The sequence below is a fragment of the Roseateles sp. PN1 genome, assembly GCF_038419725.1.
GTDB lineage: Bacteria > Pseudomonadota > Gammaproteobacteria > Burkholderiales > Burkholderiaceae_C > Paucibacter_A.
In genome coordinates, this window is the sequence record NZ_JBCARA010000023.1 from 1 (window position 1) to 18,234 (window position 18,234).

Sequence of the window (18,234 nt, forward strand, 5' to 3'; positions counted from 1 at the left end):
GCGGGGGCAGGATTTGAACCTACGACCTTTGGGTTATGAGCCCAACGAGCTACCAGACTGCTCCACCCCGCGACTGAAGCTAGCAGTATAGCGCACTTTTAGGGTTTACGTCAAAGTCCTGCAATATTGAGTGAAGAAAGAAAGCGTTCGGCATTCTGAAAACCGATCACACGCACGCCCGCCAGCTCCTGGCCCTGGGCATCAAAGAAAATGATGCCCGGCGGGCCGAACAACTTGAAGCGCTTGAGCAAGGCGCGGTCTTCGGGACTGTTGGCCGTCACATCGGCCTTCAAGAGCAGCGCGCCAGCGAGCTTGGCCTTGACGGCCGGGTCCGTGAACGTGAAACGCTCCATCTCTTTGCAGGACACGCACCAGTCGGCATAAAAGTCCAGCATCACCGGCCGGCCCGCCTGGGCGATCGCCGCGTCGAGCTCAGCCACGCTGCTGATCTTTTGGAACTTCAGGGCGCCTGCCGGCTCAGCACCAAGGCTTTGCGCCTCGACGCGACCCAAGCCGGCCAAAGGCTTGAGCGGGTCGGTGCCGCCAGCCGCAGCGCCCACCAGTTGCAGTAATCCAAAAACAAGCGACACCACCGCGGCCGTCTTACGCAACCAGGTGCGCGGACGATGAATGGCATGGGCCGGCTGGAACAGACCCAGCATGGCCGCCGTACCGATCAACAAGGCACCCCACAAAGCCTGCGTCACACCAGCTGGCAGCACCGGTTGCACCGTCCACAAAGCCACCGCCAACAGCAGCATGCCGAAGAAATGCTTGACCCCGTCCATCCAGGCACCGGCACGTGGCAAAAGGCTGCCAGCGGAGGCGCCAAGCAGCAGCAAAGGGACACTCATGCCACAGGCCAGTGCAAACAGCGCGCTTCCACCCAACATGACATCACGGGTTTGACTCAGGTACAGCAAAGCACCAGCCAAGGGCGCCGCCACACAGGGACTGACGATCAGGGCGGACACACCACCCATGACAAAAACACCGAGGAAGCGGCCTGCTGGCAGACGCTGTGAGGCCTGCGATAGACCGCCCGTCAGTCCGCTGGGCAGTTGCAACTCATACGCGCCAAACATCGACAAGGAGAACAGCACCAATGCCACGGCGAATGCCGCCAAGACCCAGGGCTTTTGTAATGTGGCCGCCAAGCCCTCACCGGCAAGACCGGCCGCGACGCCCAAGGCGGTATAGATCAAGGCCATGCCCAGGGAGTAGCTCATGGCCAAGGCGAGACCGCGGCTACGGCTGGCTTTGCCTGCACCCGCTGTGCCCACGATGATGGACGACAAGATCGGCAGCATCGGCAAGACGCAGGGTGTCAGCGACAACAGCAGCCCGGCAACGAAGAACACGCCCACCACGGTCCAGAAACGACCCGACTGCAGGGCCGCATCCAAACGCCCCATCTCAGTGGCTGGGGCCGCGCTCACTGCGCCGGGAGCGGGCTTCGAGGACGACGCCTCCGCTCCTGCAGCAATACCCTGCGTCGCGCTGCCCGGCTCGATCGATTCAGCCCGCTTGACACTGCCGTCGCCACCAAAGCCCGCCAGGTTCACCTCGTACACCGCCGTCATGGGCGGATAGCAAAGTCCCTTGTCTGCACAGCCTTGACCTGTGATCGACAAATTGAACTTAGCCGCCGCCTGGCTGACCGTGACCGGCACGTTCAAGCCATCGCGGTAGACCTCAACCGTCTTCTGAAAGGTCTCGTCAAACTTGGTTTTCCCAGCAGGGATGTCAATGGCCCCTAGCGTAGCGCCAACCGCCTCCAGCTTGAACTGCTCGCGGTACATATAGTAGCCAGGCGCAATCTCATAGTTGATGGCCAGCTTGTCACCGCCAATGGCTTTGACGGTAAGCTTGAATGCTTGTTCGGGCTCCAGGAAATCATCGGCACGTGCCAGCCCCGGCAGGAGCGACAAAGAAAACAGGGCCAGTAGCGCGAGCGCCTTGAACTTGAGAAGTCGAGTCATGGAAATTGGAACTCACGAGAAGGCAAGCCCTGAGTGGCGTGCGGGTCGCCAGCTTATACGCATTCACAGCGCTAAGCTTGGAAGCCCAGTCCTTACTGGCTGCACCGCGAGATCAGTACGCGAACAATAGACAAAAAAAAGGCCAGCAATTAGCCGGCCTTTCAATTCAGTTGCCAAGCTTACGCACCCGAAGGGCAGCAAGCTCGGTAACCGTTAATTTATTCGACGGCTTCGCCAGCGGTCTCGCCTTCAGCGCGATCCACCAGTTCAACATAGGCCATCGGTGCATTGTCGCCAACGCGGAAACCCATCTTCAAGATGCGGGTGTAGCCGCCCGGGCGCGCGGCAAAACGCGGGCCCAGTTCGTTGAACAACTTGGTGACCATGTCGCGGTCACGCAGGCGGTCGAATGCCAGGCGGCGGTTAGCCAGCGTGGGCACCTTGGCCAAAGTGATCAAAGGCTCGACAACGCGACGCAGTTCCTTGGCCTTCGGGACCGTGGTCTTGATGGCTTCGTGTTGCAGCAGCGAGTTGCACATATTGCGCAACATTGCCTTGCGGTGTTCGCTGGTACGGTTGAGCTTACGGAGGCCGTTACGGTGACGCATGGTGCTATTCCTTTCTAGATTAATCCCAGCAGCCGTATCAGGTACTGCCCGGGGGCACCGGGTGGCAGTCTGCCACCCTCTTTCAAAAACTAATTAACGCTTGTCCAGACCTTGCGGGGGCCAGTTCTCCAGGCGAGCGCCCAGAGTCAAGCCACGCGAAGCCAGAACTTCCTTGATTTCGTTGAGCGACTTGCGACCCAGATTCGGGGTCTTCAGCAACTCGGTCTCGGTGCGCTGGATCAGATCGCCGATATAGTAGATGTTCTCTGCCTTCAGGCAGTTGGCCGAACGAACGGTCAACTCGAGCTCATCCACCGGGCGCAGCAGGATCGGATCGAAGCTGCTGGAACGCTGGGCCGGCTGGTCGAAGATATCGCCCACGTCCGTGCCTTGCAGCTGTGCGAACACAGCCAGTTGTTCGACCAGGATCTTGGCCGACGCACGGATCGCTTCCTCAGGCGAAATAGCGCCGTTGGTTTCGATTTCCATGACCAGCTTGTCCAGATCGGTACGCTGCTCAACGCGGGCGTTCTCAACGGCGTAGCTCACGCGACGCACGGGCGAGAAGGACGCATCCAGAACGATACGGCCAATCGACTTGGTCGGCTCGTCACCGTAGCGGCGCATCGTGCCGGGCACATAGCCACGGCCCTTTTCAACCTTGATTTGCATATCCAACTTGCCGCCTTGCGACAGATGGGCGATGACGTGCTCAGGGTTGATGATCTCGACGTCATGCGGCGTCTGGATGTCGGCAGCCGTCACCGGGCCTTCACCTTCCTTGCGCAGGACCAGGGTCACTTCTTCACGGTTGTGCAGACGGAACACCACGCCCTTGAGGTTCAGCATGATGTGAACCACATCCTCTTGCACGCCGTCGATTGCCGAGTACTCGTGCAAGACGCCAGCAATGGTCACTTCCGTCGGCGCATAACCCACCATCGAAGACAGCAGCACGCGACGCAGGGCGTTGCCCAGCGTGTGGCCATAGCCGCGTTCGAACGGTTCCAGCGTTACCTTCGCGCGATGACCGCCGAGGGGTTCCACATTGATGGATTTGGGCTTGAGCAGATTTGTTTGCATGAGGTCTTTCTTTCAATACCCTCGGTTCGTTACACCGATAAGGCTGAGGGACCAACCGGGCAGAGCCACAGATAGGCCTAGCCCAGACGAGGGAACGCCGACAGGGCCCGCTAACTTTTTAGTCAAAGGGCACCGCCGGCAACAGCGAAACGATTAACGCGAGTACAACTCAACGATCAGCGATTCGTTGATCTCAGCGCCGAACTCATCACGGTCAGGCGCCTTCTTGAACACACCTTCCAGCTTGGTGGCGTCAACCGTCACCCAGGCCGGCAGGCCGATCGACTCAGCCAACTTCAGCGCGTCGATGATACGCAGCTGCTTCTTGGCCTTTTCGCGCACGGCGACGATGTCACCGGCCTTAACCAAGTAAGAAGCGATGTTGACGACTTCACCGTTCACGGTGATGCCCTTGTGCGACACGAGCTGGCGTGCTTCAGCGCGGGTCGAACCGAAACCCATGCGATAGACGACATTGTCCAGACGCGATTCCAGCAGAGCCAGCAGGTTGGTGCCGGTCGAGCCCTTACGGCGCTCGGCTTCAGCGAAGTAGCGGCGGAACTGACGCTCCAAAACGCCGTACATACGCTTGACCTTCTGCTTTTCACGCAGTTGCAGACCGAAGTCCGACGTACGCTGGCCAGAAGTGCGGCCGTGTTGGCCAGGCTTGCTGTCAAATTTAGCCTTGTCGCTGATCGGGCGGCGAGCGCTCTTCAGGAACAGGTCGGTGCCTTCGCGGCGGGAAAGTTTGGCCTTGGGGCCGAGATAACGTGCCACTTTGCGTGTCCTTATTCAATCTGACGTACGGCCGAATGCTTTGAAGCAAGCAGCTCGCACGCGAGTCTGGCCAGTGTTTTTTTACGACTCAGACGGTGGTCTTACAAACTTCGGCGCACAAACTGCGCCCGCAAGTTCAACGAAACAGCCGGCGCGGCACTTGCGTGCCCGCCGGCGCGGGAAAAACGTCGATTATGGCATCTTCCGCATCAAAAGGGAAAGCCCTTAGATACGACGACGCTTTTGCGGACGGCAGCCGTTGTGCGGCACTGGCGTCACGTCAGAGATCGAGTTGATCCGGATGCCCAGGGCGCCCAATGCGCGCACCGAGGACTCACGGCCAGGACCTGGGCCCTTGATCTTGACATCCAAATTCTTGATGCCTTGATCTTGAGCTGCACGACCTGCCACTTCAGCAGCGACTTGAGCTGCGAAAGGCGTCGACTTGCGCGAGCCCTTGAAGCCTTGTCCGCCACTGGAAGCCCAGGACAGTGCGCCGCCTTGGCGGTCAGTGATCGTGATGATCGTGTTATTGAACGACGCGTGAACGTGTGCAATGCCATCGGCGACGTTCTTGCGAACCTTCTTGCGAACGCGCTGCGCAGCCGAGTTATTGGGTGCTTTTGCCATCTTGACCTTCTTTCAATGCTTAGCGCAGATCACTTCTTGCCCGTAGCGGCCGACTTACGCGGGCCTTTACGAGTGCGAGCGTTCGTGCGGGTGCGCTGACCGCGCATCGGCAGACCGCGACGATGACGGAAACCACGGTAGCAACCGAGGTCCATCAAACGCTTGATGTTGATCGACATCTCGCGGCGCAGATCGCCCTCGATGGTCATGCGGCCCACTTCGTCACGGATCTTTTCCAGATCAGCGTCGGTGAGGTCCTTGACCTTCTTGTCGAACGGAATCGCGCAAGTTGTGCAGATCTTCTGGGCGGTCGTACGGCCAATGCCGTAGATCGAAGTCAGACCGATCTCAGTGTGCTTGTGCGGTGGAATATTAATACCAGCAATACGTGCCATTTGCGTCCTCTAATTCGCTCGTTAATGCAGCAATCAGCCCTGACGCTGTTTGTGGCGCGGATCTGTACAGATCACACGCACCACACCCTTGCGACGGATGACTTTGCAATTGCGGCACATCGGCTTGACGGATGCCGAAACTTTCATAGTCTGCTCCTTGACCTTCTCAAAAGCGCTCTCAGCGCGGAACCCGGGGAATTAAAAAGCTCACTTCGCCCGGAACACGATGCGAGCACGACTCAAGTCGTACGGGGTTAGTTCAACGGTGACCTTATCACCTGGCAAGATACGAATGTAATGCATACGCATCTTGCCCGAGATGTGGCCGAGAACGACATGCCCGTTCTCCAGCTTCACACGAAACGTAGCATTTGGAAGATTCTCAAGAATCTCGCCTTGCATCTGAATGACGTCGTCTTTCGCCATGCCTTCGTTTCTGTTCTGATGGATCTTGGTTAAACGTTGACTCAGCTTTTCAGCTGGCCTTGAAATTCGACTTCTTCAACAGCGATTCGTACTGCTGACTCATCACGTATGACTGCACTTGCGCCCAGAAGTCCATGGTGACCACAACAATGATCAACAGGGATGTGCCACCGAAATAGAAGGGCACGTTGTACTTCAAGGTCAAGAACTCAGGCAACAAGCACACACCGGTGATGTAGATGGCACCAGCCAGAGTCAGACGGGACAAAATCTTGTCAATATGTTTCGCAGTTTGCTCACCTGGGCGAATGCCCGGGATGAACGCGCCACTCTTCTTCAGGTTGTCTGCTGTCTCACGGCTGTTAAACACCAGAGCCGTGTAGAAGAAACAGAAGAACACGATGGCCGAGGCATACAGCAGCACGTAAATCGGCTGACCTGGATGCAGCATATCCGCTATGTTCTTCAACCAGCGCATGCTGTCACCGGTTGCAAACCAACTCACCATGGTGGTCGGCAGCAGGATGATAGACGACGCGAAGATCGGCGGAATCACGCCCGACATATTGAGCTTGAGAGGCAGATGCGAACTCTGGCCGCCGTAGACCTTATTGCCCACTTGGCGCTTGGCATAATTCACCAAGATCTTGCGCTGACCGCGCTCGACAAACACCACCAAGTACGTCACTGCGACCACAACGGCCACGATGAACAAAGAGGACACAGGACCCATGGCACCGGTTTGCACCAGCCCCAACAAACCACCGATGGCACCAGGCAGACCTGCAGCGATACCGCCGAAGATCAGGATCGAAATCCCGTTGCCCAAGCCACGCTCGGTAATCTGCTCACCCAACCACATCAGGAACATGGTGCCTGCCACCAAGCTGGAAACTGCCGTGAGGCGGAAACCAAAACCGGGGCTGATCACCAGGCCAGCCGAACTTTCCAGCGCCAGAGCAATGCTCAAGGACTGAAAAATCGCCAGGCCCAAAGTGCCATAACGCGTGTACTGCGTGATCTTGCGGCGCCCTGCTTCGCCTTCCTTCTTCAGCGCTTCCAACGCCGGCACCACATAAGTCATCAACTGGATGACGATGGAAGCCGAGATGTAGGGCGTAATGCCCAGCGCGAAGACGGTAAAGCGCGACAGCGCACCGCCCGAAAACATATTGAACAGGGAAAGGATGCCACCCTCCTGACCCTTGAAGAACTGCTTCAGCTGACCTGGATCGATACCGGGCACGGGGATATGCGCCCCGATTCGGTAGACCACCAGTGCCAGCAATAGAAACACAAGCCGACGACGCAAGTCGCCGAACTTGCCGCTCTTGGCCAGTTGGTTTGCGTTGGTAGCCACAGTTCCCTTGCCGTTCTATTTAGGCAACCGAGCCGCCAGCGGCTTCAATCGCAGCCTTAGCACCGACCGTTGCAGCCACGCCCTTGAGCGTAACTTTGCGGCTGATGGCGCCAGACAGAATGACCTTAGCATTGCGAGCCAGTTCAGGCACCAAGCCAACAGCCTTCAGCGTCAGCAGGTCGATCTCTTCGGCAACCAGGTTTTGCAGGTCGTCGAGGTTGATCTCAGCATTGAACTTCAGCGTGGTCGACTTGAAGCCGCGCTTAGGCAGGCGACGCTGCAAAGGCATTTGACCGCCTTCGAAGCCCACCTTGTGGTAACCACCAGCACGCGACTTTTGACCCTTGTGGCCGCGGCCGCAAGTTTTGCCCAAGCCCGAACCGATGCCACGGCCCACACGGCGCTTCGAGTGCTTAGCACCAGACGCGGGTTGAATCGTATTGAGTTGCATCTTCTTGTCCTCTAATCGTGATGGTGCTTAGAGCACCTGCACGAGGTAGGCGATCTTGTTGATCATGCCGCGAACCGCAGGCGTATCTTCCAGCACCTTGGTGCTGTTGAGCTTGCGCAAGCCGAGGCCAACCACGGTAGCACGGTGCGAAGCACGTGTGCCGATGGGGCTGCGAACCAGCTTGACGGTCAGAGTTTTCTTGTCAGACATATGTGACTCCAGTGCTGCGATCAGCCGAGAATTTCTTCGACCGACTTGCCGCGCTTGGCAGCAATTTGCGTTGCCGTCGTGGAGCGCTTCAGAGCGTCCAAGGTGGCACGCACCAGGTTGTAAGGGTTGGTCGAACCGTGGCTCTTGGTCACGATGTCGGTCACGCCCATCACTTCGAAGACTGCGCGCATCGGGCCGCCAGCAATAACGCCGGTACCGGGCTGTGCAGGCACCATCATCACGTGCGAAGCGCCATGCTCGCCCACCACATTGTGGTGAATCGAACCGTTGCGCAGATCGACCTTGATCATGTTGCGGCGAGCGGATTCCATGGCCTTTTGCACGGCGACGGGAACTTCCTTCGCCTTGCCTTTGCCCATGCCGATACGACCTGCGCCATCACCGACCACCGTCAGAGCCGCGAAAGACAGCGTACGGCCGCCCTTCACAACTTTGGTGACGCGGTTGATCGCGATCATCTTTTCCTTCAGGCCGTCGTCATTGCCTTCGGTCTGAACGCGGGGTTGAAACTTTGCCATTTCGAATTCCTTTGTGCGTCAGAACTGCAGACCGGCTTCGCGGGCTGCTTCGGCCAGGGCCTTGATCCGGCCGTGGTAGGCAAAGCCTGCGCGGTCGAAAGCAACCTTCTCGACGCCAGCGGCCTTGGCCTTCTCGGCGATACGCTTGCCAATCAGTGTCGCGGCAGCGACGTTGCCGCCCTTGCCATTGCCACCGAGTTGTTCGCGAACTGCCTTCTCGGCGGTCGAAGCGCTTGCCAGCACACGGGTGCCGTCGTCGGAAATGACGCTGGCGTAGATGTGCAGATTCGAGCGGAACACCGTCAAGCGCACAACGCGCTGGTTGGCGATGCGAGCACGGGTCTGACGCGAGCGACGGATGCGCTGTTCTTTTTTGGTCAACATTGCGCTGCTCCTTACTTCTTCTTGGTCTCTTTGAGAGAGACCTTTTCGTCAGAATAGCGGATGCCCTTGCCCTTGTAGGGCTCTGGCGGACGGAAGGCGCGCACTTCGGCGGCGATCTGACCGACCACTTGAGCGTCCGAGCCCTTGATCAGGATTTCGGTCTGGGTCGGGCACTCAACCTTGATGCCAGCCGGCATGTCTTTCACCACAGGGTGAGAGAAGCCGATTTGCAGGTTGAGCTTCTGACCTTGAGCCTGGGCACGGAAGCCCACGCCGACCAAGTTCAGCTTGCGCTCGAAGCCCTTGCTAACGCCAGTGACCATATTGGCCACCAAGGCGCGCACGGTGCCACTCATGGCGCCAGCAGCAGTCGAGTCGTCCGTCGGGGCGAAGCTCAGCTTGCCGCCTTCGCTCTTGACCGACACCAGGCTGTTGATCGGACGCACCAGCGTACCGAGCGAGCCCTTGACGCTGATTGATTCAGCAGTAACGGTAACGTCCACACCTTGCGGGATGGCGACCGGCATTTTTCCAACGCGGGACATTGTTATATCTCCTTGCGCTTAGGCGACGTAGCAGAGCACTTCGCCGCCGATACCGGCTTGACGTGCTTTGCGGTCAGTCATCACACCTTGCGGAGTGGTGACAATCGCCACACCCAGGCCATTCATGACCTGAGGAATGTCGTGGCGGCCCTTGTAGATGCGCAGGCCGGGACGGCTCACGCGCTCAATGCGCTCGATCACGGGCTTACCGCCGTAATACTTCAGCGAAATCTCCAACTCAGGGCGGGCGGCTTCGCCACGCACCGCGAAACTGTCGATATAGCCTTCGTCCTTCAGGACTTTGGCGATCGCCACTTTCAACTTCGAGGACGGCATCACGACGCTGACCTTCTCAACGCTCTGGGCGTTGCGAATACGAGTCAGCATGTCGGCGATAGGATCACTCATGCTCATTTGCGATTTCTCCTAATCGTGCCGATTACCAGCTAGCCTTGACGACACCAGGGATGTCGCCTTTGAAGGCCAGCTCGCGAATCTTGTTACGGCCCAAGCCGAACTTGCGGAAAGTACCGCGGGGACGTCCTGTCAACGCGCAGCGGTTACGCTGGCGAGTGGGGTAGGCGTTGCGGGGCAGCTTCTGCAGCTCAAGACGAGCAACGTAACGCTCTTCGTCGGACTTCTTGGCATCGTTAGCGATGCCCTTCAGTTCGGCGTATTTCTTTGCATACTTGGCCACAAGCGCGTCGCGCTTGAGTTCACGTTGCTTAAGGGATGTTTTTGCCACGAGTCACCTCAGTTCTTGAACGGGAACTTGAATGCAGCCAGCAAGGCCTTGCACTCGTCGTCCGTCTTGGCGGAAGTGGTGATGCTGATGTTCAGCCCACGCAGCGCATCCACCTTGTCGTAGTCGATCTCAGGGAAGATGATCTGTTCTTTGACGCCGATGTTGTAGTTACCACGGCCATCAAACGAACGACCCGAGATACCACGGAAGTCACGCACACGCGGCAGAGCGATGGTGACAAAGCGGTCAAGGAACTCATACATCTGCACACCGCGCAGAGTCACCATGCAGCCGATAGGCACGCTGTCACGAATCTTGAAGCCGGCAATCGCCTTCTTCGACTTCGTCACAACAGGCTTCTGACCTGCAATCTTGGTCAAATCATTGACCGCGTGATCCATGACCTTCTTGTCGGCGACTGCTTCACTGACACCCATGTTCAGGGTGATCTTGGTGATGCGAGGCACTTCCATGACCGAGGTGTAGCCAAACTTCTCGGTGAGGCCAGGCACAACTTTTTCGCGATAAAACGCTTGCAAACGAGCCATGTCTAACCCCTTAAGCCTTGATCTCTTCGCCGGTCGACTTGTAAACGCGCACCTTCTTGCCATCGGCGAGGGACTTGATGCCCACGCGATCGGCCTTGCCGGATGCAGCGTTAAAAATCGCCACGTTGGATTGATGAATAGGCATTGTTTTGTCGACGACGCCGCCAGTCGTACCCTTCATGGGGTTCGGCTTGACGTGCTTCTTGACGACGTTGATACCTTCCACAACGATGTGGTCGGCATCAATGCGTTGCGCAACTGCGCCCCGCTTGCCCTTGTCGCGACCGGTCAAAACAATGACTTGGTCGCCTGTACGAATCTTGTTCATGGCTTACCTTTGACTGTGACCGAGCTCAGAGAACCTCTGGCGCCAGCGACACGATCTTCATGAAGCGCTCGGTACGCAGTTCACGCGTCACGGGGCCGAAGATACGGGTGCCGATCGGCTCCAGCTTGGCATTCAGCAGCACGGCGGCATTGCCGTCGAACTTCACCAGCGAGCCGTCTTGACGACGGACACCCTTGGCGGTACGAACGACCACAGCGCTGTAGACCTCACCCTTTTTCACTCGGGCACGAGGAGCAGCTTCTTTGATGCTGACCTTGATAATGTCGCCAATGCCTGCGTACCGACGCTTGGAACCACCAAGCACCTTGATACACATGACGGACTTGGCGCCAGTGTTGTCCGCGACGTCGAGTCGCGATTGCATTTGAATCATGTTATCCCCAACTTTTCTTAAATTCCCCGCCACCCAGGATCATCCCAGCGCAACAGAGTCATCAAGCAGTCTTGGGCCCGTTGACCAAACTCAAAACCTTGCTCACGTCAGTGAGAGTCTTGCGCTCAGCAGTTGAGGGCGGATCCGAGGCCAGAGCACACCACCGGATGTGTCTTGCGTTCGGCGAAGCTTTAGATTGTGCACTGAACGCACCCGGTGCGTCAAGCACTTTCTCAAAAGAAATTAAGGCGCAGCGCAGAAAAGAGCTCTGCCTCGCGCCTAGTCAATCAGTTTGCCTTGGCTTGGGCCAGCATGGTGGCCGCATCGCTCACTTCAAACTTGCCGGGTCCTTCGATGTTGAGCGTCTTGACCTGGCCATTGACCAGCAACATCGAATAACGCTGCGAGCGCAAGCCCATGCCATGCGCGCCCAACTCCAAAGTCAGGCCCGTGGCCTTGGTGAAGTCGGCATTGCCGTCGGCCATCATGCGGATGACGCCATTCGTCTTCTGGTCGCGCGCCCATGCGCCCATCACGAATGCGTCATTGACGGAAACACACCAGATCTCGTCAACGCCAGCAGCCTTCAGCGCCTCAGCCTGCTCTTTGTAGCCCGGCACATGCTGAGCCGAGCAAGTGGGCGTGAAAGCGCCTGGCAGCGCGAACACAGCAATCTTCTTGCCGGCAGTAGCTGCAGCAATATCGACGGCGTTTGGGCCCAGCGAGCAGCCCTCGCCTGCGACTTCAATGAATTCTTGCAGTTTGCCCGCGGGCACTTGATCGCCAATCTTCAACATAGCATCTCCTTGTTTGGTCAGTGAGGCATCGCTGAACTTTCGCGACGCCAATAAAAAAACGGTCGGCCGCTAGTATTCCAGCGTTCCGACCGTTTCATGCTTTATGCGGCACAAGACCACACAAAGCAAACGTCTTCAATCAACGAGAGATTAGACGGCTTGAGCCTTCTCAACCAAGCGGGTCACAACCCAGCTCTTGGTCTTGGACAGCGGACGGCCTTCGGCGATCTCGACCACATCACCCATCTTGTACTCGCCATTTTCATCATGGGCGTGGTACTTGCGGGAGAGGGCCACGATCTTGCCGTAGAGCTCGTGCTTGGCACGACGCTCGACCAGCACGGTCACGGTCTTGGAGCGCTTGTCGCTGACCACACGGCCCACCAGGGTACGTGTGTTCGTAGTTGCTTGAGCTTGCGTCATTTCGCGGCTCCCTTCTTCTTCTCGTTCAAGATGGTCTTGACGCGAGCGATGTCACGGCGCGTGTTGCCCAAAACAGTGTGATTGCTCAACTGTTGTGTGGCTTTTTGCATGCGCAGGCCGAAATGGGCCTTGAGCAGATCGGTCACTTCCTTTTCCAAGGCAGCGACGTCTTTGCCACGCAGTTCAGATGCTTTCATGGTGTTCTCCGCTTCAGGTGCCGACCTGGCGCGTCACGAAGGTGCAACTCAGGGGCAGCTTTGCAGCTGCCAGAGTGAACGCTTCGCGAGCCAGGGCTTCCGGCACACCGTTGATCTCGTAGAGCACCTTGCCAGGCTGAATCTCAGCGACATAGTACTCTGGGTTGCCCTTACCGTTACCCATACGGACTTCGGCAGGCTTCTGGGAGATCGGCTTGTCGGGGAAGATGCGGATGAAGATACGACCACCGCGCTTGATATGGCGCGAGATAGCACGACGTGCAGCTTCGATCTGACGAGCCGTCAAACGGCCGCGCTCGGTTGCCTTCAGGCCGAAATCGCCAAAAGACACCGCAGCACCACGGGTAGCAACACCCGTGTTACGACCCTTTTGCTCCTTGCGATATTTGCGACGAGCTGGTTGCAGCATTGTTATTCTCCTTTGGCTTCGCCAGCCACCGGTGCGGCCTTGCGGACCACACGCTTGGCAGCGGGCTGAGCAGCGTCACCGGCCGGCTTGTCACCGTCGGCGCGCGGGCCACGGTCACCACCGGGACGGCCACGGCCACTCGGTGCGCCAGGACGGGTATTGCGACGTGGGCGACGATCGTCTTCACCAGCTTCGCTCTTGATCACGGGGGCATCGCCATTGGCGAGGCGATCACCGCGATAGACCCAGACCTTGACACCGATGATGCCGTAGGTCGTGCTAGCTTCAGAGAAACCGTAGTCAATGTCAGCCTTCAGGGTGTGCAGCGGCACACGGCCTTCACGGTACCACTCGCAACGAGCGATTTCGATACCGTTCAGACGGCCCGACGACATGATCTTGATGCCCTGAGCGCCCAAACGCATTGCGTTCTGCATCGCACGCTTCATGGCGCGACGGAACATGATGCGCTTTTCCAGCTGCTGGGTGATCGAGTCAGCGATCAGTTGAGCATCGATTTCAGGCTTGCGCACTTCTTCGATGTTCACTGCCACTGGCACGCCCAGACGCTTGGTCAGCTCGGCCTTCAGGTTTTCGATGTCTTCGCCCTTCTTGCCGATCACCACGCCCGGACGAGCCGAGTAAATGGTGATACGTGCGTTCTTGGCAGGACGCTCGATCAGAATGCGCGACACAGCGGCATTCTTCAGCTTGGTCTTCAGGTATTCGCGAACTTGCAGATCTTCGGCCAGCATGGTGGCGAAGTTCTTGTTCGACGCGTACCAACGCGAAGCCCAATTACGGGTGACTGGCAGGCGAAAGCCAACCGGATGGATTTTTTGTCCCATAGTCTTCCTTCAGCCTTCAGTTGCCGACCGACACGAAGATGTGGCAAGTGGGCTTGCTGATGCGGTTGCCACGGCCTTTGGCGCGGGCAGAGAAACGCTTCAGAGTTGCACCTTGTTCCACATAGATCGTGGTGACCTTGAGCTCATCAATATCAGCGCCGTCGTTGTGCTCGGCGTTGGCGATGGCGCTTTCCAGCGCCTTCTTGATGATGACTGCAGCCTTCTTCTGGGTGAATTCCAGGATGTTCAGCGCGTGGTCCACCTTCTTACCGCGGATCAGGTCAGCCACCAGGCGGCCCTTATCACACGACAGGCGAACACCGCGAACGATTGCTTTGGTTTCCATCGTTGGCATCCTTATTTCTTCCCGGCCTTCTTGTCGGCGGGGTGGCCTTTGAAGGTGCGGGTCAGCGCGAATTCGCCCAGCTTGTGGCCGACCATCTGGTCCGACACATAAACTGGCACGTGTTGCTTGCCGTTGTGCACAGCGATCGTCAGTCCGATGAATTCGGGCAGGATCGTCGAGCGACGCGACCAAGTCTTGATAGGCTTTTTGTCCTTGTTGGCAACCGCCTTCTCGACCTTAGCCAAGAGGTGATGGTCAATGAAGGGGCCCTTCTTGAGTGAACGAGTCATGGCCTACCCTTTACTTCTTGCGACGCGAAACGATGAACGTCTGCGTACGCTTGTTGTTACGAGTGCGGTAGCCCTTCGTGAGGGTGTTCCACGGCGACACGGGCGCTTGGCCTTCGCCGGTACGACCTTCACCACCACCGTGCGGGTGATCCACCGGGTTCATGGCAGTACCACGAACGGTCGGACGGATGCCCTTCCAACGGATGGCACCGGCCTTGCCATACTGGCGCAGCTGATGTTCTTCGTTAGACACTTCACCAATAGTGGCGCGGCAGTCGATGTGGATGCGACGGACTTCGCCCGAACGCAAACGCAGCTGAGCGTAAACACCTTCACGCGCCATCAACACCACCGAAACGCCGGCCGAACGGGCGATTTGAGCACCCTTGCCTGGCAGCATTTCGACGCAGTGGATTGTGGAACCCACCGGGATGTTGCGGATCGGCAGGGTGTTACCGGCCTTGATCGGGGCTTCCGCGCCGCTCAAGATGGTTGCACCGACTTCCAGACCGCGAGGAGCGATGATGTAGCTACGCTCACCGTCGGCATAGCACACCAGAGCGATGTGGGCCGTACGGTTCGGGTCGTACTCAATCGTCTCAACCTTGGCCGGAATTCCGTCCTTGTTGCGCTTGAAGTCGACCACGCGGTAGTGGTGCTTATGACCACCGCCCTTGTGGCGAATCGTGATGTGACCGTTGTTGTTACGGCCAGAATTCTGGATTTGCGGCTCAAGCAAAGCTGCATGGGGCGCGCCCTTGTGCAGATGCTTGTGCACGACCTTCACAACGGCACGGCGGCCGGGTGAGGTTGGCTTGACTTTAACGACGGCCATTACGCAGCCTCCCCGGAGAAGTTGAGCTCTTGGCCCGGCTTCAGCGACACGTACGCCTTCTTGACGTGGTCGCGTCGACCGATGGAGCGGCCAAACTTCTTGACCTTGCCCTTGACCTGAACAACGTTCACAGCCGCAACCTCGACCTTGAACATCAGTTCAACAGCGGCCTTGATTTCGGGCTTGGTGGCGTCACGCAAGACCTTGAACAACACTTGGTTGTGCTTCTCAGCAACCGCCGTAGCCTTTTCAGACACGATGGGCGCCAACAGCACCGAGGCCAACCGGCCTTCAGAATAAGTTTTCACAGCGCTCATGCCAGCATCTCCTGGAGTTGCTCCATTGCGGCCTTAGTCACCAACACCTTCTTGTAGAAGACGAGCGACAGCGGGTCAGCGTAACGGGGCTCACAAACCAGCACATTGGCCAGATTGCGCGAAGCGAGCAACAGGTTGTCGTCCACTTGGTCGGCAATCAGCATCACCGATTCCAGGCCCATGGCCTTGAACTTGGCGGCCAACAGCTTGGTCTTGGGGGCTTCGAGGGAAATCGAATCCACCACGGCCAGGCGACCTTCACGAGCCAGCTGCGACAAGATGGCGGCCATACCGGCCCGGTACATCTTCTTGTTCAGCTTGTGCGTGAAGTTTTCGTCGGGCATGTTCGGGAAAATCCGACCACCGCCACGCCACAGAGGCGAGGAGGTCATACCAGCACGCGCGCGGCCAGTTCCCTTTTGACGGAACGGCTTCTTGGTCGAGTGCTTGACTTGTTCGCGGTCCTTCTGGGCGCGGGTACCTTGGCGAGCGTTGGCCTGGAAGGCCACGACCACCTGGTGCACCAGGGCTTCGTTGTAATCGCGAGCAAACAGCGTGTCAGGAGCGTCCACCTTGGCAGTGGCCTGACCTTGCTCATTCAGGAGCTCGAGCTGCATCAGTTGGCTCCCTTCTTGACCTTGACCTTGACGGCAGGGCGCACGACCACGTGGCCGTTTTTGGCGCCCGGAACGGCACCGCGGACCAGCAGCAATTGACGAGCTTCGTCAACGCGCACGATGTCCAGGTTTTGCACGCTCACGGTCACATCACCCAGGTGGCCCGACATCTTCTTGCCAGGGAACACACGACCGGGATCCTGGGCCATCGAGATGGAGCCAGGAACATTGTGCGAACGGCTGTTACCGTGGGACGCACGCTGCGAATGGAAGTTGTGACGCTTGATGGTGCCTTCAAAGCCCTTACCGATGGAAGTGCCCTGCACGTCCACCAGCTGACCCGCTGCGAACAGCGAGACCGGCACTTGCGCGCCCAGCTTGTACTCAGCAGCGACTTCAGCAGCAACGCGGAATTCGCTCATCACACGACCGGCTTCAACACCCGCCTTGGCGAGGTGACCGGCTTCCGGCTTGGTCACGCGCGAAGCTTTGCGCGAACCGAACACCACCTGAATGGCGGTGTAGCCGTCGTTTTCTACGGTCTTGATCTGGGACACGCGGTTATCGGACACATCCAACACCGTCACAGGCACGGCATCGCCGTCGTCCGTGAAGATGCGCATCATGCCCACCTTGCGGCCCAGCAATCCGAGACGATTGCTTAGACTCATGGTTTTCTCCAGCCCCACAGGTTAACCCTGGAAGCCATTTACAAACACCCGACAACGATTGGCCGGGGCGACCTCGACACCGATTAACCAACAAGGACCTAAATCCTCGCCAATTACCGGTGCGAAAAATCCCGCGCAGGAGATTCCAACGCGGGAAAGCTTGCGAGTATAGCGTGCGGGCCTTGTTTCAGGCAAGCACTACTTGCAAAGCGCCATAAAAAAGGGCAGCCGAGGCCGCCCTTATTCATCTGCAACCCGAGAGGCCCGGGTCAGCAAACTTTTACTGCAACTTGATTTCGACGTCCACGCCAGCCGGCAGGTCGAGCTTCATCAAGGCATCAACCGTCTTGTCGGTCGGGTCCACGATGTCCATCAGACGCTGGTGAGTGCGGATTTCGAACTGGTCGCGCGAAGTCTTGTTGACGTGCGGCGAACGCAGGATGTCGAAACGCTGCATGCGTGTCGGCAGGGGCACGGGGCCCTTGACGATGGCGCCAGTGCGCTTAGCCGTCTCAACGATTTCGGCAGCCGATTGGTCGATCAGCTTGTAGTCAAACGCCTTCAGGCGAATGCGGATCTTTTGCTTTTGCATGACGATTCCTTCAAAGAACGAGCGACCGAAGTCGCGATGGTGGTGAAGCCCGGGGGCCGCTTTAAACAGCTCCCGGGACGATCACGCAAAAGACTTAGGCCAGGATGGTGGCAACCACGCCCGAACCCACGGTACGGCCACCTTCGCGGATAGCGAAGCGCAGACCGGTTTCCATGGCGATCGGAGCGATCAGCTTCACGGTGATGCCGACGTTGTCGCCAGGCATGACCATTTCCTTGTCTGCGGGCAGCTCAACAGCGCCAGTCACGTCAGTCGTACGGAAGTAGAACTGGGGACGGTAGTTGTTGAAGAAAGGCGTGTGACGGCCGCCTTCTTCCTTGCTCAGAACATAGATCTCAGCAGTGAAGTGGGTGTGCGGCTTGATCGAGCCGGGCTTGGCCAGAACTTGGCCGCGCTCGACGTCTTCACGCTTGGTGCCGCGCAGCAAGATGCCGACGTTGTCGCC

General features: G+C 58.2%; 32 protein-coding genes. All 32 read right to left on the minus strand.

The window, feature by feature from the left end; translation table 11 throughout:
• Window positions 1–110 precede the first annotated feature (110 nt).
• The gene (gene dsbD, locus AABB87_RS22640) at window positions 111–1,982 is read right to left on the minus strand and encodes a protein-disulfide reductase DsbD (RefSeq protein WP_341973578.1); all 1,872 of its coding nucleotides are present in this window, start codon (window positions 1,980–1,982) and stop codon (window positions 111–113) included.
• Between the two features lie 218 nt (window positions 1,983–2,200).
• Window positions 2,201–2,590 carry a 50S ribosomal protein L17 gene (gene rplQ, locus AABB87_RS22645; protein ID WP_058721929.1) on the minus strand — a complete coding sequence of 130 codons (390 nt, stop codon included), beginning with the start codon at window positions 2,588–2,590 and terminating at the stop codon, window positions 2,201–2,203.
• Window positions 2,591–2,683: 93 nt separating this feature from the next.
• Entirely contained in the window at window positions 2,684–3,673 is a 990-nt protein-coding gene (locus AABB87_RS22650) for a DNA-directed RNA polymerase subunit alpha (RefSeq protein WP_058721928.1), read from the minus strand.
• 153 nt (window positions 3,674–3,826) lie between these two features.
• Complete coding sequence (gene rpsD, locus AABB87_RS22655; RefSeq protein WP_058721927.1) at window positions 3,827–4,450, minus strand: 30S ribosomal protein S4; 624 nt, start codon at window positions 4,448–4,450, stop codon at window positions 3,827–3,829.
• 225 nt (window positions 4,451–4,675) lie between these two features.
• The gene (gene rpsK / locus AABB87_RS22660; protein ID WP_058721926.1) at window positions 4,676–5,080 is read right to left on the minus strand and encodes a 30S ribosomal protein S11; all 405 of its coding nucleotides are present in this window, start codon (window positions 5,078–5,080) and stop codon (window positions 4,676–4,678) included.
• Window positions 5,081–5,109: 29 nt separating this feature from the next.
• Window positions 5,110–5,475 carry a 30S ribosomal protein S13 gene (rpsM, locus tag AABB87_RS22665; RefSeq protein ID WP_058721925.1) on the minus strand — a complete coding sequence of 122 codons (366 nt, stop codon included), beginning with the start codon at window positions 5,473–5,475 and terminating at the stop codon, window positions 5,110–5,112.
• A 33-nt stretch (window positions 5,476–5,508) separates the two neighbouring features.
• A complete protein-coding gene (gene rpmJ, locus AABB87_RS22670; RefSeq protein ID WP_082680256.1) occupies window positions 5,509–5,622 on the minus strand; it encodes a 50S ribosomal protein L36 in 114 nt (37 codons plus the stop codon).
• Between the two features lie 60 nt (window positions 5,623–5,682).
• Complete coding sequence (gene infA, locus AABB87_RS22675) at window positions 5,683–5,901, minus strand: translation initiation factor IF-1 (protein ID WP_009855680.1); 219 nt, start codon at window positions 5,899–5,901, stop codon at window positions 5,683–5,685.
• A 49-nt stretch (window positions 5,902–5,950) separates the two neighbouring features.
• The gene (secY, locus tag AABB87_RS22680; RefSeq protein WP_058721924.1) at window positions 5,951–7,261 is read right to left on the minus strand and encodes a preprotein translocase subunit SecY; all 1,311 of its coding nucleotides are present in this window, start codon (window positions 7,259–7,261) and stop codon (window positions 5,951–5,953) included.
• A 19-nt stretch (window positions 7,262–7,280) separates the two neighbouring features.
• The gene (gene rplO, locus AABB87_RS22685) at window positions 7,281–7,712 is read right to left on the minus strand and encodes a 50S ribosomal protein L15 (protein WP_058721923.1); all 432 of its coding nucleotides are present in this window, start codon (window positions 7,710–7,712) and stop codon (window positions 7,281–7,283) included.
• 27 nt (window positions 7,713–7,739) lie between these two features.
• On the minus strand, window positions 7,740–7,922 hold the full coding sequence (rpmD, locus tag AABB87_RS22690) for a 50S ribosomal protein L30 (protein ID WP_058721922.1): 183 nt from the start codon (window positions 7,920–7,922) through the stop codon (window positions 7,740–7,742).
• Window positions 7,923–7,942: 20 nt separating this feature from the next.
• Window positions 7,943–8,461 carry a 30S ribosomal protein S5 gene (rpsE, locus tag AABB87_RS22695; protein ID WP_058721921.1) on the minus strand — a complete coding sequence of 173 codons (519 nt, stop codon included), beginning with the start codon at window positions 8,459–8,461 and terminating at the stop codon, window positions 7,943–7,945.
• Window positions 8,462–8,479: 18 nt separating this feature from the next.
• Complete coding sequence (gene rplR, locus AABB87_RS22700) at window positions 8,480–8,845, minus strand: 50S ribosomal protein L18 (protein ID WP_058721920.1); 366 nt, start codon at window positions 8,843–8,845, stop codon at window positions 8,480–8,482.
• Between the two features lie 11 nt (window positions 8,846–8,856).
• Window positions 8,857–9,390: a 50S ribosomal protein L6 gene (gene rplF / locus AABB87_RS22705; protein ID WP_058721919.1), complete on the minus strand. Its 534-nt coding sequence runs from the start codon at window positions 9,388–9,390 to the stop codon at window positions 8,857–8,859.
• Window positions 9,391–9,408: 18 nt separating this feature from the next.
• Entirely contained in the window at window positions 9,409–9,804 is a 396-nt protein-coding gene (gene rpsH / locus AABB87_RS22710) for a 30S ribosomal protein S8 (protein ID WP_058721918.1), read from the minus strand.
• A 25-nt stretch (window positions 9,805–9,829) separates the two neighbouring features.
• Window positions 9,830–10,135 (minus strand): 30S ribosomal protein S14, encoded by a 306-nt coding sequence (rpsN, locus tag AABB87_RS22715; RefSeq protein WP_058721917.1) that lies wholly within the window; start codon window positions 10,133–10,135, stop codon window positions 9,830–9,832.
• An 8-nt stretch (window positions 10,136–10,143) separates the two neighbouring features.
• On the minus strand, window positions 10,144–10,683 hold the full coding sequence (rplE, locus tag AABB87_RS22720; RefSeq protein ID WP_058721916.1) for a 50S ribosomal protein L5: 540 nt from the start codon (window positions 10,681–10,683) through the stop codon (window positions 10,144–10,146).
• 10 nt (window positions 10,684–10,693) lie between these two features.
• Window positions 10,694–11,011: a 50S ribosomal protein L24 gene (rplX, locus tag AABB87_RS22725; protein WP_058721915.1), complete on the minus strand. Its 318-nt coding sequence runs from the start codon at window positions 11,009–11,011 to the stop codon at window positions 10,694–10,696.
• Window positions 11,012–11,036: 25 nt separating this feature from the next.
• Window positions 11,037–11,405 (minus strand): 50S ribosomal protein L14, encoded by a 369-nt coding sequence (gene rplN / locus AABB87_RS22730; protein ID WP_058721914.1) that lies wholly within the window; start codon window positions 11,403–11,405, stop codon window positions 11,037–11,039.
• 287 nt (window positions 11,406–11,692) lie between these two features.
• Window positions 11,693–12,202 carry a peroxiredoxin gene (locus AABB87_RS22735; RefSeq protein WP_058721913.1) on the minus strand — a complete coding sequence of 170 codons (510 nt, stop codon included), beginning with the start codon at window positions 12,200–12,202 and terminating at the stop codon, window positions 11,693–11,695.
• Window positions 12,203–12,352: 150 nt separating this feature from the next.
• Window positions 12,353–12,625, minus strand: a complete 273-nt coding sequence (rpsQ, locus tag AABB87_RS22740) for a 30S ribosomal protein S17 (protein ID WP_058721912.1) — start codon at window positions 12,623–12,625, stop codon at window positions 12,353–12,355.
• The gene (gene rpmC, locus AABB87_RS22745; protein ID WP_058721911.1) at window positions 12,622–12,822 is read right to left on the minus strand and encodes a 50S ribosomal protein L29; all 201 of its coding nucleotides are present in this window, start codon (window positions 12,820–12,822) and stop codon (window positions 12,622–12,624) included. The genes rpsQ and rpmC overlap by 4 nt, the downstream gene beginning before the upstream one ends.
• A 13-nt stretch (window positions 12,823–12,835) precedes the next feature.
• Window positions 12,836–13,252: a 50S ribosomal protein L16 gene (gene rplP, locus AABB87_RS22750; RefSeq protein ID WP_058721910.1), complete on the minus strand. Its 417-nt coding sequence runs from the start codon at window positions 13,250–13,252 to the stop codon at window positions 12,836–12,838.
• Window positions 13,253–13,254: 2 nt separating this feature from the next.
• Window positions 13,255–14,100 carry a 30S ribosomal protein S3 gene (gene rpsC / locus AABB87_RS22755; protein WP_058721909.1) on the minus strand — a complete coding sequence of 282 codons (846 nt, stop codon included), beginning with the start codon at window positions 14,098–14,100 and terminating at the stop codon, window positions 13,255–13,257.
• Window positions 14,101–14,116: 16 nt separating this feature from the next.
• Complete coding sequence (gene rplV / locus AABB87_RS22760; RefSeq protein ID WP_058721908.1) at window positions 14,117–14,446, minus strand: 50S ribosomal protein L22; 330 nt, start codon at window positions 14,444–14,446, stop codon at window positions 14,117–14,119.
• Window positions 14,447–14,457: 11 nt separating this feature from the next.
• Window positions 14,458–14,736, minus strand: coding sequence for a 30S ribosomal protein S19 (gene rpsS, locus AABB87_RS22765; RefSeq protein ID WP_058721907.1), 279 nt, complete (start codon window positions 14,734–14,736; stop codon window positions 14,458–14,460).
• Between the two features lie 10 nt (window positions 14,737–14,746).
• A complete protein-coding gene (gene rplB, locus AABB87_RS22770; protein ID WP_341973580.1) occupies window positions 14,747–15,571 on the minus strand; it encodes a 50S ribosomal protein L2 in 825 nt (274 codons plus the stop codon).
• The gene (rplW, locus tag AABB87_RS22775; protein WP_058721905.1) at window positions 15,571–15,888 is read right to left on the minus strand and encodes a 50S ribosomal protein L23; all 318 of its coding nucleotides are present in this window, start codon (window positions 15,886–15,888) and stop codon (window positions 15,571–15,573) included. The genes rplB and rplW overlap by 1 nt, the downstream gene beginning before the upstream one ends.
• Window positions 15,885–16,505: a 50S ribosomal protein L4 gene (rplD, locus tag AABB87_RS22780; RefSeq protein WP_058721904.1), complete on the minus strand. Its 621-nt coding sequence runs from the start codon at window positions 16,503–16,505 to the stop codon at window positions 15,885–15,887. The genes rplW and rplD overlap by 4 nt, the downstream gene beginning before the upstream one ends.
• Window positions 16,505–17,176, minus strand: a complete 672-nt coding sequence (rplC, locus tag AABB87_RS22785) for a 50S ribosomal protein L3 (RefSeq protein WP_058721903.1) — start codon at window positions 17,174–17,176, stop codon at window positions 16,505–16,507. Before rplC ends, rplD begins: the two co-directional genes overlap by 1 nt.
• Window positions 17,177–17,456: 280 nt before the next feature.
• On the minus strand, window positions 17,457–17,768 hold the full coding sequence (rpsJ, locus tag AABB87_RS22790) for a 30S ribosomal protein S10 (RefSeq protein ID WP_058721902.1): 312 nt from the start codon (window positions 17,766–17,768) through the stop codon (window positions 17,457–17,459).
• Between the two features lie 94 nt (window positions 17,769–17,862).
• The coding region (locus AABB87_RS22795) for an EF-Tu C-terminal domain-related protein (RefSeq protein ID WP_445944903.1) at window positions 17,863–18,234 on the minus strand (372 nt) is incomplete at its 5' end.

What these genes read in the sequence shown, in the direction of transcription:
- dsbD (WP_341973578.1), bottom strand. Translation starts at nt 1,982, where the DNA reads ATGACTCGACTTCTCAAGTTCAAGGCGCTCGCGCTACTGGCCCTGTTT.
- rplQ (WP_058721929.1), bottom strand. Translation starts at nt 2,590, where the DNA reads ATGCGTCACCGTAACGGCCTCCGTAAGCTCAACCGTACCAGCGAACAC.
- AABB87_RS22650 (WP_058721928.1), bottom strand. Translation starts at nt 3,673, where the DNA reads ATGCAAACAAATCTGCTCAAGCCCAAATCCATCAATGTGGAACCCCTC.
- rpsK (WP_058721926.1), bottom strand. Translation starts at nt 5,080, where the DNA reads ATGGCAAAAGCACCCAATAACTCGGCTGCGCAGCGCGTTCGCAAGAAG.
- rpsM (WP_058721925.1), bottom strand. Translation starts at nt 5,475, where the DNA reads ATGGCACGTATTGCTGGTATTAATATTCCACCGCACAAGCACACTGAG.
- rpmJ (WP_082680256.1), bottom strand. Translation starts at nt 5,622, where the DNA reads ATGAAAGTTTCGGCATCCGTCAAGCCGATGTGCCGCAATTGCAAAGTC.
- infA (WP_009855680.1), bottom strand. Translation starts at nt 5,901, where the DNA reads ATGGCGAAAGACGACGTCATTCAGATGCAAGGCGAGATTCTTGAGAAT.
- rplO (WP_058721923.1), bottom strand. Translation starts at nt 7,712, where the DNA reads ATGCAACTCAATACGATTCAACCCGCGTCTGGTGCTAAGCACTCGAAG.
- rpmD (WP_058721922.1), bottom strand. Translation starts at nt 7,922, where the DNA reads ATGTCTGACAAGAAAACTCTGACCGTCAAGCTGGTTCGCAGCCCCATC.
- rpsE (WP_058721921.1), bottom strand. Translation starts at nt 8,461, where the DNA reads ATGGCAAAGTTTCAACCCCGCGTTCAGACCGAAGGCAATGACGACGGC.
- rplR (WP_058721920.1), bottom strand. Translation starts at nt 8,845, where the DNA reads ATGTTGACCAAAAAAGAACAGCGCATCCGTCGCTCGCGTCAGACCCGT.
- rplF (WP_058721919.1), bottom strand. Translation starts at nt 9,390, where the DNA reads ATGTCCCGCGTTGGAAAAATGCCGGTCGCCATCCCGCAAGGTGTGGAC.
- rpsH (WP_058721918.1), bottom strand. Translation starts at nt 9,804, where the DNA reads ATGAGCATGAGTGATCCTATCGCCGACATGCTGACTCGTATTCGCAAC.
- rplE (WP_058721916.1), bottom strand. Translation starts at nt 10,683, where the DNA reads ATGGCTCGTTTGCAAGCGTTTTATCGCGAAAAAGTTGTGCCTGGCCTC.
- rplX (WP_058721915.1), bottom strand. Translation starts at nt 11,011, where the DNA reads ATGAACAAGATTCGTACAGGCGACCAAGTCATTGTTTTGACCGGTCGC.
- rplN (WP_058721914.1), bottom strand. Translation starts at nt 11,405, where the DNA reads ATGATTCAAATGCAATCGCGACTCGACGTCGCGGACAACACTGGCGCC.
- AABB87_RS22735 (WP_058721913.1), bottom strand. Translation starts at nt 12,202, where the DNA reads ATGTTGAAGATTGGCGATCAAGTGCCCGCGGGCAAACTGCAAGAATTC.
- rpsQ (WP_058721912.1), bottom strand. Translation starts at nt 12,625, where the DNA reads ATGACGCAAGCTCAAGCAACTACGAACACACGTACCCTGGTGGGCCGT.
- rpmC (WP_058721911.1), bottom strand. Translation starts at nt 12,822, where the DNA reads ATGAAAGCATCTGAACTGCGTGGCAAAGACGTCGCTGCCTTGGAAAAG.
- rplP (WP_058721910.1), bottom strand. Translation starts at nt 13,252, where the DNA reads ATGCTGCAACCAGCTCGTCGCAAATATCGCAAGGAGCAAAAGGGTCGT.
- rpsC (WP_058721909.1), bottom strand. Translation starts at nt 14,100, where the DNA reads ATGGGACAAAAAATCCATCCGGTTGGCTTTCGCCTGCCAGTCACCCGT.
- rplV (WP_058721908.1), bottom strand. Translation starts at nt 14,446, where the DNA reads ATGGAAACCAAAGCAATCGTTCGCGGTGTTCGCCTGTCGTGTGATAAG.
- rpsS (WP_058721907.1), bottom strand. Translation starts at nt 14,736, where the DNA reads ATGACTCGTTCACTCAAGAAGGGCCCCTTCATTGACCATCACCTCTTG.
- rplB (WP_341973580.1), bottom strand. Translation starts at nt 15,571, where the DNA reads ATGGCCGTCGTTAAAGTCAAGCCAACCTCACCCGGCCGCCGTGCCGTT.
- rplW (WP_058721905.1), bottom strand. Translation starts at nt 15,888, where the DNA reads ATGAGCGCTGTGAAAACTTATTCTGAAGGCCGGTTGGCCTCGGTGCTG.
- rplD (WP_058721904.1), bottom strand. Translation starts at nt 16,505, where the DNA reads ATGCAGCTCGAGCTCCTGAATGAGCAAGGTCAGGCCACTGCCAAGGTG.
- rplC (WP_058721903.1), bottom strand. Translation starts at nt 17,176, where the DNA reads ATGAGTCTAAGCAATCGTCTCGGATTGCTGGGCCGCAAGGTGGGCATG.
- rpsJ (WP_058721902.1), bottom strand. Translation starts at nt 17,768, where the DNA reads ATGCAAAAGCAAAAGATCCGCATTCGCCTGAAGGCGTTTGACTACAAG.